The organism is Hyphobacterium indicum (assembly GCF_003129605.1).
GTDB lineage: Bacteria > Pseudomonadota > Alphaproteobacteria > Caulobacterales > Maricaulaceae > Hyphobacterium > Hyphobacterium indicum.
This window is the reverse complement of sequence record NZ_QBDX01000002.1, coordinates 435175-448358: the sequence shown is the minus strand read 5'-3', so window position 1 is coordinate 448358 and position 13184 is coordinate 435175. Positions and strand designations below refer to the sequence as shown.

15 protein-coding genes are annotated in these 13184 nt (G+C 61.0%); 12 read left to right on the top strand and 3 right to left on the bottom strand.

The genetic code is table 11. The features are described 5' to 3' along the window. Positions 1–126: 126 nt before the first annotated feature. Complete coding sequence (locus DBR16_RS06535) at positions 127–1107, top strand: threonine ammonia-lyase (RefSeq protein ID WP_109260439.1); 981 nt, start codon at positions 127–129, stop codon at positions 1105–1107. Here the strand turns inward: DBR16_RS06535 and DBR16_RS06530 are convergent. Further along, positions 1104–3146 carry a lytic transglycosylase domain-containing protein gene (locus DBR16_RS06530; protein ID WP_161539426.1) on the bottom strand — a complete coding sequence of 681 codons (2043 nt, stop codon included), beginning with the start codon at positions 3144–3146 and terminating at the stop codon, positions 1104–1106. The two genes, DBR16_RS06535 and DBR16_RS06530, sit on opposite strands and share 4 nt — an antisense overlap. 138 nt (positions 3147–3284) lie before the next feature. On the opposite strand from DBR16_RS06530, the gene dapA reads away from it, so the two are divergent. After that, the gene (gene dapA / locus DBR16_RS06525; RefSeq protein ID WP_109260570.1) at positions 3285–4157 is read left to right on the top strand and encodes a 4-hydroxy-tetrahydrodipicolinate synthase; all 873 of its coding nucleotides are present in this window, start codon (positions 3285–3287) and stop codon (positions 4155–4157) included. Next, positions 4157–4621 (top strand): SsrA-binding protein SmpB, encoded by a 465-nt coding sequence (gene smpB / locus DBR16_RS06520; RefSeq protein WP_109260437.1) that lies wholly within the window; start codon positions 4157–4159, stop codon positions 4619–4621. Before dapA ends, smpB begins: the two co-directional genes overlap by 1 nt. Here the strand turns inward: smpB and DBR16_RS06515 are convergent. Then, the gene (locus tag DBR16_RS06515) at positions 4612–5277 is read right to left on the bottom strand and encodes a uracil-DNA glycosylase (protein ID WP_109260436.1); all 666 of its coding nucleotides are present in this window, start codon (positions 5275–5277) and stop codon (positions 4612–4614) included. The two genes, smpB and DBR16_RS06515, sit on opposite strands and share 10 nt — an antisense overlap. Next, positions 5267–5821: a LabA-like NYN domain-containing protein gene (locus DBR16_RS06510; RefSeq protein ID WP_109260435.1), complete on the bottom strand. Its 555-nt coding sequence runs from the start codon at positions 5819–5821 to the stop codon at positions 5267–5269. The genes DBR16_RS06515 and DBR16_RS06510 overlap by 11 nt, the downstream gene beginning before the upstream one ends. A 30-nt stretch (positions 5822–5851) precedes the next feature. On the opposite strand from DBR16_RS06510, the gene folK reads away from it, so the two are divergent. From folK to recO, 9 genes are all read left to right on the top strand, one after another. After that, positions 5852–6361, top strand: a complete 510-nt coding sequence (gene folK, locus DBR16_RS06505) for a 2-amino-4-hydroxy-6-hydroxymethyldihydropteridine diphosphokinase (protein WP_109260434.1) — start codon at positions 5852–5854, stop codon at positions 6359–6361. Positions 6362–6460: 99 nt separating this feature from the next. Further along, the gene (gene rpoZ, locus DBR16_RS14210) at positions 6461–6835 is read left to right on the top strand and encodes a DNA-directed RNA polymerase subunit omega (RefSeq protein WP_109260433.1); all 375 of its coding nucleotides are present in this window, start codon (positions 6461–6463) and stop codon (positions 6833–6835) included. 6 nt (positions 6836–6841) lie between these two features. Beyond that, on the top strand, positions 6842–9070 hold the full coding sequence (locus tag DBR16_RS06495; protein WP_109260432.1) for a RelA/SpoT family protein: 2229 nt from the start codon (positions 6842–6844) through the stop codon (positions 9068–9070). Beyond that, positions 9067–9654, top strand: a complete 588-nt coding sequence (pyrE, locus tag DBR16_RS06490; RefSeq protein WP_109260431.1) for an orotate phosphoribosyltransferase — start codon at positions 9067–9069, stop codon at positions 9652–9654. The genes DBR16_RS06495 and pyrE overlap by 4 nt, the downstream gene beginning before the upstream one ends. After that, entirely contained in the window at positions 9651–10406 is a 756-nt protein-coding gene (locus DBR16_RS06485) for a pyridoxine 5'-phosphate synthase (RefSeq protein WP_109260430.1), read from the top strand. Before pyrE ends, DBR16_RS06485 begins: the two co-directional genes overlap by 4 nt. Further along, positions 10403–10810, top strand: coding sequence for a holo-ACP synthase (gene acpS, locus DBR16_RS06480; protein WP_109260429.1), 408 nt, complete (start codon positions 10403–10405; stop codon positions 10808–10810). Before DBR16_RS06485 ends, acpS begins: the two co-directional genes overlap by 4 nt. Beyond that, positions 10807–11493: a ribonuclease III gene (gene rnc, locus DBR16_RS06475; protein ID WP_109260428.1), complete on the top strand. Its 687-nt coding sequence runs from the start codon at positions 10807–10809 to the stop codon at positions 11491–11493. Before acpS ends, rnc begins: the two co-directional genes overlap by 4 nt. Beyond that, positions 11486–12424, top strand: a complete 939-nt coding sequence (gene era, locus DBR16_RS06470; RefSeq protein WP_109260427.1) for a GTPase Era — start codon at positions 11486–11488, stop codon at positions 12422–12424. The genes rnc and era overlap by 8 nt, the downstream gene beginning before the upstream one ends. Further along, positions 12424–13155 carry a DNA repair protein RecO gene (recO, locus tag DBR16_RS06465; RefSeq protein WP_109260426.1) on the top strand — a complete coding sequence of 244 codons (732 nt, stop codon included), beginning with the start codon at positions 12424–12426 and terminating at the stop codon, positions 13153–13155. Before era ends, recO begins: the two co-directional genes overlap by 1 nt. Positions 13156–13184: the final 29 nt, after the last annotated feature.

Here is a 13184-nt window from a genome sequence, read left to right as displayed (position 1 = left end):
TCTCCCCGGTCTGTTTGCCCGTTTTCGGGCTTGGCCCCATTGAAGCCTTTATTGCGCCTACAGCGCAACGCCTTTGCGTGATTTTTCGAAAACGATTACAGGCAATTCCAGATCAGGAGTGAGGGAATGGACCGTTTGCCGGTATTTTCCGATGTTGAGGACGCAGCCCGCCGGATTGCCGGCGAGGCGGTGCGCACGCCGCTGCTCGAAAATGACGCTCTGAACGAGCGTCTGGGCGGACGGGTGCTGATCAAGCCGGAATGCCTGCAAAGAACGGGCTCCTTCAAATTCCGTGGTGCCTATAACCGGTTGTCACGTATAGCGCCGGAGGCGCGGGAAAAGGGCGTGGTCGCGTTTTCTTCCGGCAATCATGCGCAAGGTGTGGCGCTGGCCGCGCGGCTGCTCGGCATTCCCGCCACCATCGTGATGCCGTCCGATGCGCCGAAGATCAAATCCTCCGGCGTCCGGCGTCTGGGCGGCAAGGTGGTGGAATTCAACCGCGAAACGGAAGACCGGGAAGCGGTGTCCGCGAAAATCGTTGACCGCACCGGGGCCACGCTGGTGCCGTCTTATGATGATCCGTATATCATCGCCGGGCAGGGAACGGCGGGTCTGGAAACCGCGCAAGACCTGCAAGAACGGGGTATTGTGCCGGATCAGTTTGTGTGCTGTGCGGGCGGCGGCGGATTGATCGCCGGCTGCGGCCTCGCGATGAAACACTTTTTCCCCGATTGCGATTTGCTGGCGGCAGAACCGGAAGGTTTTGATGATCACCGCCGGTCGCTGATGGCCGGTGAACGCGTGGCGAATGCCCGGAAAACCGGATCCCTGCAGGATGCGATCATCACGCAGATTCCGGGAAAGCTGACCTTCCAGCTCAACCAGGCGCAGCTGTCCGGGGCCGTGACGGCCAGTGACGAGGATACGCTCGACGCCATTGCCTTCGTCTGGAAGCATCTCAAACTGGTGGCAGAGCCCGGCGGCGCCACGGCTTTTGCCAGCCTGCTCAACGGTCAGGCCGATACGCGCGGCCGGACGACCGTAGTCCTGATCACCGGAGGCAATGTCGATCCGGACGTGTTCAAGCAGGCGCTGGACCGGGTCTAGAAATATCCTGAACCGCGGCGCAGATCAGCTTCCAGTTCAAGCGGCACCGGGCCGCCATCGCCCAGCCTGTAGCGATAGACCTGCAGGTTTTCCATGACGCGCTGAACATAATTGCGCGTTTCGGAGAACGGAATGGATTCCAGCCAGTCGATCGGATCCACTTCATTGGTCCGGGGATCACCATAATCCTCGATCCAGCGCCTGGAACGGTGTCCGCCCGCATTATAGGCGGCCAGGGCCAGAATGTAGGAGCCATCGAATTCATCGATCACTTCCTGCAAATGGTAGCGGCCGAGGCGCATATTGTATTCCGGATCATAGGTCAGGGCTTCATACTGATAGGGTAGACCCAGCCGGCGGGCGGTCACGCGCGCGACGGCAGGCATCATCTGCATCATGCCGCGGGCGCCGGCGCTGGAGATTGCGCGGGGATCGAATTCGGTTTCCTGGCGGATGACAGAATGAATGAGGCCGGGTTCGGGTTCGACATACAGCCCCGATGGCGGCGGCAAATCGATCACGGGAAAGCTCTCCTCCGGCAGGATGTTCCAGCGATAGCTGGCCGCTTTTGCCGCCCGAACGCCTTGCCGCAAAAAGCCATAATCCTGCGCGAGCCGTGCTAGCAGCAGGCTCTCGGCGGCATCTTCCAGCTCGTCATCGAGATGATAGATGAAGACCCGGAAGTAATAGTCTTCACCCTGTTCCGCCAGCAGCCGCAGCGCGCGGGTGACGGTCCGGGATTCAAACGTGATGCCGGTTTCCGCCGTCGGGACCAGCGCGGCGGGCAGATCCAGCATGGGGCGTTCGTCCCCGGCCAGCTCGATCAGCGCCATCTGGCCATAAAATGCAGTCGAATGCTCGGCCGCGAGCCGGTAGTAGCTTTCGGCTTCCTCTGTGCGGCCCAGTGCGGCGGCGGCCCGGCCCTGCCAATACCGGCCCCGCGATACGGACACCGGATAGGAGACGCCTTCCACAAGCCTGGTGAAATGCGCCAGGGCGTCTTCCGGGCGGTTCAGATAGCGCAGCGCCATCCAGCCGGCGACAAATTCGGCATCGGCAAAATCTGCGCCGGATGTCATGCCATTGGCGGCGGCGAGCTGATAGGCCGTGGCATAATCCCGGTCGCGGATGAGGTTCAGGATCATCAGCCGGCGTTCGAGCCACATATCATCCAGGGCTTCGAGGTCAGAGTGCGTCTCCGGCAGCTGCAGCAGCATCTCCAGCGCGCCCTCATCGAGATTGGCCCGGCGGCGCCAGCGCGCGCGCTCATAGATCAGGCCGGGATGATTGGCGAGCTCGGCCGGAACCCGTGCCACGGCCGCATTCACACCGCCTGACCGGCTGGCCAGGGCAATGCGGGCATCCATCAGGGCGCGATGTCCGTTGCTCAGCTCGTTTCTGAGATCGCCTGCAAGCGTACGCTGATCGCGCCAGAGCAGATAGTCCACGCGGGCTTCATGGTCGGACAATGTCAGAATGTCGTTATTGGCGTTGAGAATCTCGCGCTGACGATAACGGCGGAAGGTATGATGACGCCAGGCGTCACGGATATATTCCGTGGCTTCGGCCAGGCGGCCCACATTCCGGAGCGCCGCTCCGAGGGCGATCTTGCCTTCACCGGATATCGGTTCCCGGCCGGCAAACCAGTTGACGATGAATTCCGAGGAAAGGCCGGACGTCGAGATCTTGAACTCGGCTTCGGACCGGATCATTTCATACTGTGGCCAGCCTTCCAGCTCCTCCAGGGCGAGATCGAGCTCCATGAAGGTCGAATTCTCGTCGGAGGTCGCAATACGCCACAACAGGATCGAGCTCGCGACCGGATCCGATATCCGGCGGCGGGCATCACGAACGTCGCGCCAATCCCCGTCTTCGGCGGCTTCAAGGCCGCGCTCCAGCATCAGGAAATCCTGGTCATCGAGATAGCGTGACGGGTTGGGGCGTTCCGGCCGCAGGCGCGGGTCCGGATACAGTGCGGAGGCGGCCGGCACGACGATCCAGCCAGCCAGCAAGACGAACAACAGGAAAAGGGTTCTCATCAGACTCATCTTGTCAGCAATATTGGCCGTATCATGGCGCAGGCAATGGCGCTGTCTACAGCCGACATGCGCTCTTGGCCGCATGCCGGGCGTCCGATAGGCTTGAAAACGGTAACAATGTTGTCAGGCAGGCTTTTCATGCTCTCCGGTTCCATCACTGCGCTCGTCACGCCATTCAAGAATAATGCCGTGGATGCCAAGGCGTTCCAGATGCTGGCCGAGCGCCAGATCGATAGTGGAACGCACGGGCTGGTCCCGGTTGGCACAACCGGCGAAAGCCCGACCCTGTCCCTGGATGAGAAAAAGCGGGTCATCGAACTGACGGTGGAGACCGCCAAGGGCCGTGTACCGGTGATTGCCGGCACCGGATCGAATGATACGGCGGCGACGATTGAAATGACAAATTGGGCGAAAACGGCCGGTGTGGATGCCGCCCTGATCGTCGCTCCCTATTACAACAAGCCGTCGCAGGAGGGGCTGTTCCGCCATTTCGAGGCGATTTCGGCAGCCTGTGACCTTCCGGTCATCGTTTACAATATACCGGGGCGGTCCATCGTTGATATCCATCCGGAGACGATGGCGCGGATTGCCGGGCTGGAATCGGTGATCGGTGTGAAAGACGCGACCGGTGACCTCACCCGCGTGGGCGCGCACCGGCATCTGATCGGCCCCGATTTCATCCAGCTGTCGGGTGAGGATCCGACAGCGATCGGCTATAATGCCGAGGGCGGAACCGGATGTATCTCGGTCAGCTCCAATGTTGCGCCCGCCCTGTGCGCGCAGCTCCAGAATGCCACCCTGTCCGGTGACTATCAGGAAGCGCTTGAAATCGGAGATCTTCTACAGCCCTTGCACAAGGCGCTCTTTATGTCGCCGAGCCCCGGCCCGGCGAAATATGCATTGAGTTTGCTGGATTTGTGCCTGCCTGATGTCCGCCTTCCGTTAACGGAACCGGATGATGCCGTGAAGGCGGCGGTGCGGGGCGCAATGGAACATGCCGGATTGATCTGATGGCCAAAGACCCGAATGCTGCTGTTGCGGTGAACCGCCGCGCGCGGTTCGATTACGAGATCGAGGAGACGTTTGAAGCCGGGCTGCAATTGCAGGGCAGCGAGGTCAAATCCCTGCGCAATGGCCGCGCCAATATTGCCGAAGCCTATGTCGGTCCGGAAGGCGATGAGATCTTCCTGATCAATGCCGATATCCCGATGTATGAGGGCGCAAACCAGTTCAACCATGAACCGCGGCGCAAGCGTAAACTGCTGCTGAAACGCAAGGAAATCGCAAAGCTGCAAGGGGCTGTCGCGCGCGAGGGACGGACGATTATTCCGCTCAAGCTCTATTTCACCGATCGCGGCTTCGCAAAGCTCCTGATCGGTCTCGCAAAAGGCAAGAAGACGGTCGACAAGCGCGAAACCGTCAAGCAGCGGGACTGGAACCGGCAGAAATCACGGCTGATCAAGAATTACGGCTGATCTGCCAGATAGTCCCGGACGTCTGAAAACACATTCTCGAACATGGTTTCCGTCAGGCGGCCGGTATTCGTGTTGTATCGCGAGCAATGATAGCTGTCGAACAGGCGCACTGTGCGGCCGTTGAATTCGAAATCCTGCGCGGCTTGATGGGCGAATTTCATCGCCGACAGGCGCTGGCCCATGGCCCGCAAGGTGTTGTCATGTGAAATTTTTCCGAGGCACAGGATGGCCGACAGGCGGGGCAGGGCCCGCAACCGTTCGGTCAGGAAGGGACGGCAGGCATTCATTTCCGCGCCGACCGGCTTGTTTTGCGGCGGCACGCAGCGCACGGCATTGGTGATCATCGCATCCTGCAAGCGCGCACCATCATTGGCATGGCCGCCATATTCCCCCTCCAGAAACCCGAATTTCCCGAGCGTGGCGTATAAAAGATCGCCCGCATAATCGCCGGTGAAGGGCCGTCCCGTCTGGTTGGCGCCCTTCAGACCGGGGGCCAGGCCAACGATCAGGAAGCGGGCTTCCAAATCCCCGAAAGAGGGCACCGGCGCGTTGTGAAATGACGGAAACAGGCGGCTATTGGTTTCGCGGAAGGCGACCAGCCGCGGGCAGAGCGGGCAATCTAGTGGCGCTTCCGGCCCGGTCACCTCAATCGTCATCGTGTTGCGGACGTCCGCCCTCGCGACCGATCATGGATTTCAGATCGGCGAGATCGATGAATCCATCGGCTTGCCGCCGCAGATCATCCGATATCATCGGCGGGCGGGCTTTCAGCGAGGATACGACCGTGACCCGGGCACCCTTGCGCTGGCAATGCTCGACGGCGTAACGGAAATCACCATCGCCCGTAAACAGGATGATATGATCGAGATAGGTGGCGGCGGAAATGATGTCTACGGCCAGTTCGACATCCATATCGCCCTTGATCCGGCGCCGGCCCGAATCGTCCGTGAACTCCTTGGCCGGCTTGGTGATGACATTGAATCCGTTGTAGTCGAGCCAGTCGACAAGCGGTTTTAGCGGCGTGAAGTCCTCGTTTTCCAGCAATGCGGTGTAATAGTTGGCCCGGGTGAGGCGGCCCCGCTTGCGGAATTCCTCCAGCAGCTTGCGGTAATCGATGTCGAAATCGAGTGCTTTCGAGGTGGAAAACAGGTTGGCACCATCAATGAAAAGGCCAATACGTTCGTTGGGATAGAAGGTCATGGGGCGCTCCCGAATGCTAAAGATCAAAACATGAAAGAGGCGGCGAATATCTATGTCGCGCTCGGGGCCAATCTGCCCTTTCGGGGGCGGTCCCCGCAAGAGACCTTGCCGGACGCATTGCAGCAACTGGCTGAAAGCGGCGTATTGCCGGTTGCGGTCTCCAGCCTGTGGACATCGCCGGCCTGGCCCGATCCGGCAAAGCCCGCCTATATCAATGCGGTCGCCGAAGTCCGGACCGCGCTGGAGGCCGGGGCGCTGCTGCGCGTGTTGCTGGAAGTCGAGTCCCGGTTCGGCCGCAGCCGTGGCGAGCGTTGGGATTCGCGCACGCTGGATCTCGACCTCATCGATTATCGCGGCCTAGTCATGGATACGCCGGCCCTGACCCTGCCGCATCCGAGAGCGGGAGAGCGGGCTTTCGTGCTGCTGCCGCTGGCGGAGATTGCGCCGCACTGGGTCCATCCGGTCTCCTGCACAGCCATTTCCGGCCTGATTTCCCGCCTGCCAGCGGATGCGATTGACCAGACTCACCGAAGCGGCTGATTTGCGCTGTGTTGCAATGCGGCAAAGGCCTTGCAGTAAAGGCCGAGCGGCGTTACTTACTGCGATCCCTTTGCGAGCATTTTACAGGAGGCCGCACGTATGGCCCGCGTCACCGTTGAAGATTGCATCCAGAAAGTCCCGAACCGTTTTGACCTGGTTCTGCTGGCCGCGCACCGCGCCCGGAACATTTCGGCCGGTTCGGAGCTGACGCTCGACCGTGACAATGACAAGAATCCCGTCGTGTCGCTGCGCGAGATTGCCGAAGACAATCTCGATTTGCGCGCCCTGAAAGACAGCCTGGTCAACGGGCTCCAGCGCGTGATTCCGAGCGACGAGGAAGAAGAGGAGCGGGCATCGCCGCAAGACGATCTGCCGCAAATCGCCTCCAAGCCGACCCCTGTCGATCCGGATGAAGCCGACATGCTGAAAGCGCTGCAAAGCGACCGCGACGGCGCTCCGGACAACCGGTTCTAGGGCAGGGTGAGCCTCGCCGCGCCTGACCAAGACACCCCGGCGATTGAAACCTATCCAACCGCCGACGACCTCGTCGGGCGTATTTCCAGATATCATCCGACGGTCGATGCGGACCTGATCCGCCGTGCCTATGATTTCGCGCGCGAAATGCATGCCCCCCAGAAGCGCTATTCGGGGGAGCCCTATTTCGCGCATGTCGCGTCGGTGGCGATGATACTGGCTGATCTGAAGATGGATGCTGCAACCATCTGTACGGGCCTGTTGCACGACACGGTCGAGGATACGCCGGCTACGCTCGAACAACTCAGCGAACGCTTTTCGCCCGAAATCGCCGCACTGGTAGATGGTGTGACGAAGCTGGGCCAGATGGAGCTTGGGTCCAACCGGACCAAGCAGGCCGAGAATTTCCAGAAACTGGTGGTCGCGATTTCATCCGATGTCCGGGTGTTGATCGTGAAACTGTCAGACCGGCTGCACAATATGCGGACGCTCCATCATATTCCCAAACCCGAAAAGCGCGAGCGGATTTCTACCGAAACACTTGAAATCTATGCCCCATTGGCCCGGCGGATCGGAATCAACCGGATCTGTGTGGAACTGGAAGACCTGTCCTTCCGCTATATCAATCCCGCGGCCTTTGAATCGGTCTCATTGCGGCTCGCCGAAATGCGGGAATCGCGTGCCGAGGCGGTCGCCGAAGTGTCCCAGGTGATCATGGCCAAGCTTGAAGAAGCCGGTATTCAGGGCCGTATTTTCGGACGCGAGAAGCGGCCTTATTCGATCTGGCGCAAGCTGGAACGCAAAGGCACAAGCTTTGACGAGATCGCCGATATCTATGCCTTCCGGCTGATCGTGGATTCTGCCGATGATTGTTACCGTTCGCTGGGCATCATTCATCAGAACTGGCGCTGCGTGCCCGAGCGTTTCCGGGATTTCATTTCCACGCCGAAGCCGAACAATTACCGCTCCCTGCATACCACTGTCGTTGGTCCCGAAAGCGTGCGGGTCGAAATCCAGATCCGGACCGAGGAAATGGATTCGGTCGCGGAAAGCGGCGTGGCGGCGCATTGGCGCTATAAGGGCCAGAGCTATGGCTATGACGCGGAAGCCGCGAAATCTGCCGGCGGCGATCCGCTGGAGCGTCTGCGTCCTTTCCTCGAAATTCTGGAACAGGGCGGCGATCCGGACGAATTTCTCGAGCATGCCAAGCTCGAAATGTTTGCCGACCAGGTTTATTGCTTCACCCCGAAGGGCGAACTGATTGCATTGCCGTCCGGTGCCACACCTCTGGATTTTGCCTATGCCGTCCACACCGAGCTGGGTCACACCTGTATCGGCGCGAAAATCAATGGCCGGGACCGGCCGTTACGCACGCGCCTGAAGAATGGTGATGTGGTCAATATCCTGCGGGGCGGTTTGCGTCAGCCGCCTGCCGGGTGGGAGGAGCTGGCCGTGACCGGCAAGGCCCGCGCTGCGATCCGGCGGTTGATCCGCACGACGGAACGGGCCGAATTCGAGGGCATTGGCAAGATGCTGGCCGAACACGCATTCGAGCGCGAGGGCAAGGTATTCCGGGAAAAAGGCCTGGAAGATGCGCTGGCGCGCCTGGATATTGCCTCGATGGAGGAACTCTACCAGGCACTTGGCCGCGGCCGGGTCACGTCCGGACAGTTTCTGGATGCCGTCTTCCCCGGCCGCCGCGACAGCCGCCAGTATGATGCCAGTGAAAAGGAACTGATCCGCGATGAGAAAGCCCGGCTCTATGTCCGGGGCCGCGGATTGACGCCGGGTATTTCGATCCATTTTTCAGAGTGCTGTTCACCGCTTCCGGGTGACCGGATTGTCGGGGTGATGGTGCCCGACAAGGGCGTGACCATCCACACCATTGATTGTGACCGGCTGACCGAGCACGATGAATCCGATCCGGACCGCTGGATTGACCTTGGCTGGACGGCGGAGGCGGAAGAAAACGCCGTGTCGGCGGCACGCGTTCACGCCGTCATGCACAATACGCCGGGTGCGCTGGCGGAGATCGCCAAGGCCGTGGGCGAGAATCGCGGCAATATCGGCAATATCAAAACGCTGAAACGCGCCAAGGACTTCTTTGAAATGCAATTTGATATCGAAGTGTTCGACAACCGGCATCTCGCGAACATTATATCGGCCCTGAAAATGTGTAGCAGCGTGGTGTCCGCCGAGCGCGCCCGCGGTGAAACAGACGAGAATGACGCATGAAGACCGAAGACGTGTTGAACGAATTCCGTGCTGCCGGGGCTCTTCTGGAGGGCCATTTCATCCTGTCGTCCGGCCTGCGCAGCCCCGTTTTCCTGCAAAAGGCGAAAGTCTTCGCTGACGCCGTGCGGACAGCGAAGCTCTGCAAGGCGCTCGCGGCAAAAGTAAAAGCGGAGATGACGGACGCGCCGGAAATCATCGTTTCACCGGCCGTTGGCGGCATTGTCCCGGGCTATGAGATGGGCCGGCAGATGGGCCTTCCGGCTATCTATGTCGAACGCGAGGAGGGTGAATTCCGCCTGCGCCGCGGTTTCGAGCTGGCCCCCGGACAGAAGGTGCTGGTGGTCGAGGATATCGTGACTACCGGCTTGTCGTCACGCGAATGTATTGATGCGCTGAAAGCGGCTGGCGCGACGGTTCTGGCGGAAGCCTGTCTGATTGACCGTTCGGGCGGCAAGGCCGATGTCGGCGTTCCCTTGATCGCGCTGGCGTCGATCGAATTCCCGGCCTATGCGCCGGATGATCTTCCGCCGGAACTCGAATCCATCCCGGCCATTAAACCGGGCAGCCGGGGTCTGAAGGCATGAATCCGCCGGTCCGCCTCGGGGTTAATATCGACCATGTCGCGACGATCCGTAATGCGCGCGGCGGATTGCATCCCGATCCCGTGCGTGCTGCGCGGCAGGCGGCTGAGGCCGGCGCGGACGGGATAACCGCGCATTTGCGCGAAGACCGCCGTCATATCGGGGACAGGGATATCGAGCGCCTGGCCCGTGAAATCGACTTGCCGCTGAATTTCGAGATGGCGGCGACTGACGAAATGCTGGCGATTGCTCTGGCGCACAAGCCGCATGCCTGCTGCATCGTGCCGGAAAAGCGCGAGGAGCGGACTACGGAAGGGGGGCTGGATGTGGCCGGGGGCCATCAGCACATCGCGCCTTTTGTTGACCGGCTGAATGCCGCCGGAATCCGGGTCTCGCTGTTTATCGAGCCGGATCCGGTTCAGATCGCGGTGGCGGAAGCCATCGGGGCCTCCGTGGTGGAATTTCACACCGGCGCTTATTGCGATGCCTATATTGCCGGGAACCAGGCCAGAACCGCTGAGCTTCTGAAACGGATCGAGCTGGCTTGCGCGCTGGCGCATGAGCGCGGTCTGGAAGTCCATGCCGGGCATGGGCTGACTTATGACACGGTGAAGCCGGTAGCCGCCATTTCGCAGGTGAAAGAGCTGAATATCGGCCATTTCCTGATCGGTGAAGCCATCTTCCGCGGCTTGCGCGAGGCGGTAACGACGATGCGCGGGCTGATCGCCGATGCCCGCAATGAGGCGGCCGCTTGATTATCGGCACGGGCACCGACCTGATTGATATCCGCCGGATCGAGAAGACTCTGGAACGGTTCGGCGATCGTTTCACCCAGCGCTGCTTTACCGAGATCGAGCAGGCCAAGTCAGATCGCCGCAGGGAGCGGGCAGCCAGTTATGCCAAGCGTTATGCGGCAAAAGAGGCAGGCGCCAAGGCGTTGGGCACCGGCATATCGCGCGGCGTGTCGTGGAAAGAGGTCGGCGTTGTGAATCTGCCCGGCGGCAAGCCGACGCTGGAGCTGAAGGGCCGGGCGCTGGACTGGCTGGCGCGGCTGACGCCTGACGGTATGACAGCCTTTGTCCATATCAGCATTACGGACGAGCCGCCCTATGCGCTGGCCACCGTGATTATCGAGGCCCTGCCCGGGGATGAGGCATGAGCCGCCTGCTTCAGAGCGTGCAGGACAATATCGGGTATCATTTCAAGGATATCGACCTGCTCCAGCGGGCGCTGACCCATGCCAGTTTCGGTGATGGTAACCGGCTGGTGGGCAATTACGAGCGGCTCGAATTCCTGGGCGACCGGGTTCTCGGGCTGATTGCCGCAGAAACCATGTTCAGCAAGTTCAAAAACGCCAACGAAGGCAAGCTGGCCCCGCTTTACAATGCATTGGTCGACCGCAATGCCTGCGAGCATGTGGCGCGGCAATTCGGGCTGGGAGACGCGATACGGATGTCGCCATCGGAAGAAAATGCCGGCGGGCGTAACAAGGCCTCGATTCTGGCGGATGCTACGGAATCCGTCATCGCGGCGGTTTACCTTGATGGCGGGCTGGAGGCGGCGCGCCGTGTATTTGACCGTGGCTGGGGTGATGCGGTCTCGCAATTGACGGAGAAGCCGCGTAATCCCAAGTCGGATTTGCAGGAACTGGCGGCCAAAAAAGGATATGGTCAGCCGCGATATGATCTGCTGGAACAGGCCGGACCGGACCATCGCCCGATATTTGTGGTCCGGGTGGAGCTCGACGGCTTCGATCCGTGTGAAGGGCAGGGCGGATCGAAACAGGAAGCACAGCGCGAGGCCGCGACGGCCATGCTGCAAAGGATAAAGAGTCATGACTGAGTCCCGCGCCGGGTTTGCGGCCATCATCGGAGCGCCGAATGCCGGCAAGTCGACGCTCGTCAATGCGCTGGTCGGGGAGAAAGTCTCGATCGTGACGCGCAAGGTGCAGACGACGCGCTTTCCGGTCCGCGGCATTGCGATGGAAGGTGATGACCAGATCGTGCTCGTCGATACACCCGGCGTGTTCGAACCGCGGCGCCGTCTGGACCGGGCCATGGTCAAGTCGGCGTGGACCGGTGCCGATGATGCCGATGCCATTGTTCATGTCATTGATGCCGAAGCCCGCCACCTGGGCTCGACCGGAAAAGGCGGTGGGGCCGAGAAGCTCTCGGTCAAGGATGATGACAGTGTCACGGAAGGGCTGAAGGCGGCCGGCAAGACGGCCATTCTCGCGCTGAACAAAATTGACGAACTGGAACGCGACAAGCTTTTGCCACTGGCCGAGGCCCTGAATGCGACCGGCGTCTATTCCGATATCTTCATGATCAGCTCGACCCAGGGGTATGGCGTGGCCGATCTGAAAAGAAAGCTGGCCTCGATGATGCCGGTGGGACCGCATCTCTATCCGGCAGATCAGGCGGCCGATATCCCGCAGCGCCTTCTCGCCGCAGAGATCACGCGCGAGCAGATCTATGACCGGCTGCATCAGGAATTGCCGTATTCGACAGCGGTCGAGACCGAAAGCTGGCGGCGCCTGCATGACGGGTCAGTGCGCATCGAGCAGCGTATTTTTGTGGAGCGTGACAGCCAGCGCCCGATTGTGCTGGGCAAGGGCGGCAAGACGGTCAAAACCATCGGCGCGGCCGCGCGGCAGGAAATGGAACAGGCTTTCGGGTGCAAGGTGCATCTTTTCCTGCAGGTACAGGTCCAGCCCGGCTGGGATGAAAACCGCGCCCGCTATCTTGCCATGGGACTGGAATACGACAGCTGATGGAATGGAGCGGCAGAGGCCATGTGCTGGCGGTGCGGCCGCATGGTGAGACCAGCGCCATCGTCGAATTGCTGACCGAGGATCAGGGACGCCATGCCGGGCTGGTCCGGGGCGGACGGTCGCGCACCCTGCGTCCGGTGCTTCAGCCCGGAAATTCCGTGACTGCGAACTGGCGCGCCCGCCTCGCCGATCATCTCGGTCATTTTACCATCGAGGCGGACATCTCGCGGGCCGGTCTTGTGATGGATGATGCATTGTCGCTGGCCGGTCTCAATTCCGCCTGTGCGCTGGCCTGTCAGGCCCTGCCGGAACGGGAATCCCATGCGCCGGTCTACCGGGCGATGGAGGTCTTTCTGGACGCGCTGGGCGATGCCGATATCTGGCCGGCCCTTTATGTCCGCTGGGAATTCGGCCTCCTGCGTGATCTGGGTTATGGCATGGATCTGGAGAAATGCGCGGTGACAGGCGAAGTCGAGGGCCTGACCCATGTCAGCCCCCGGACGGGCCGGGCGGTCAGCCGGGACGCGGCAGCGCCCTATCTCGACAAGCTCCTCGCCTTGCCGCGTTTCCTGCGGGATCCGGAAGCCGGATTTGTGACCGGGGATATTGCGGATGGCCTGGCGCTGACCGGGTTTTTCCTGCAGCGCCGCGTGCTTTGGCCGATGGACCGGGATTTGCCTGAATCGCGTGTGCGTTTGGTCAAGGCACTGACGGACGCCGGGCGCAATTAGCGGCATACTGTAACGGTCCGAATCAGGAG

What these genes read in the sequence shown, in the direction of transcription:
- DBR16_RS06535 (WP_109260439.1), top strand. Translation starts at nt 127, where the DNA reads ATGGACCGTTTGCCGGTATTTTCCGATGTTGAGGACGCAGCCCGCCGG.
- DBR16_RS06530 (WP_161539426.1), bottom strand. Translation starts at nt 3,146, where the DNA reads ATGAGAACCCTTTTCCTGTTGTTCGTCTTGCTGGCTGGCTGGATCGTC.
- dapA (WP_109260570.1), top strand. Translation starts at nt 3,285, where the DNA reads ATGCTCTCCGGTTCCATCACTGCGCTCGTCACGCCATTCAAGAATAAT.
- smpB (WP_109260437.1), top strand. Translation starts at nt 4,157, where the DNA reads ATGGCCAAAGACCCGAATGCTGCTGTTGCGGTGAACCGCCGCGCGCGG.
- DBR16_RS06515 (WP_109260436.1), bottom strand. Translation starts at nt 5,277, where the DNA reads ATGACGATTGAGGTGACCGGGCCGGAAGCGCCACTAGATTGCCCGCTC.
- DBR16_RS06510 (WP_109260435.1), bottom strand. Translation starts at nt 5,821, where the DNA reads ATGACCTTCTATCCCAACGAACGTATTGGCCTTTTCATTGATGGTGCC.
- folK (WP_109260434.1), top strand. Translation starts at nt 5,852, where the DNA reads ATGAAAGAGGCGGCGAATATCTATGTCGCGCTCGGGGCCAATCTGCCC.
- rpoZ (WP_109260433.1), top strand. Translation starts at nt 6,461, where the DNA reads ATGGCCCGCGTCACCGTTGAAGATTGCATCCAGAAAGTCCCGAACCGT.
- pyrE (WP_109260431.1), top strand. Translation starts at nt 9,067, where the DNA reads ATGAAGACCGAAGACGTGTTGAACGAATTCCGTGCTGCCGGGGCTCTT.
- DBR16_RS06485 (WP_109260430.1), top strand. Translation starts at nt 9,651, where the DNA reads ATGAATCCGCCGGTCCGCCTCGGGGTTAATATCGACCATGTCGCGACG.
- rnc (WP_109260428.1), top strand. Translation starts at nt 10,807, where the DNA reads ATGAGCCGCCTGCTTCAGAGCGTGCAGGACAATATCGGGTATCATTTC.
- era (WP_109260427.1), top strand. Translation starts at nt 11,486, where the DNA reads ATGACTGAGTCCCGCGCCGGGTTTGCGGCCATCATCGGAGCGCCGAAT.
- recO (WP_109260426.1), top strand. Translation starts at nt 12,424, where the DNA reads ATGGAATGGAGCGGCAGAGGCCATGTGCTGGCGGTGCGGCCGCATGGT.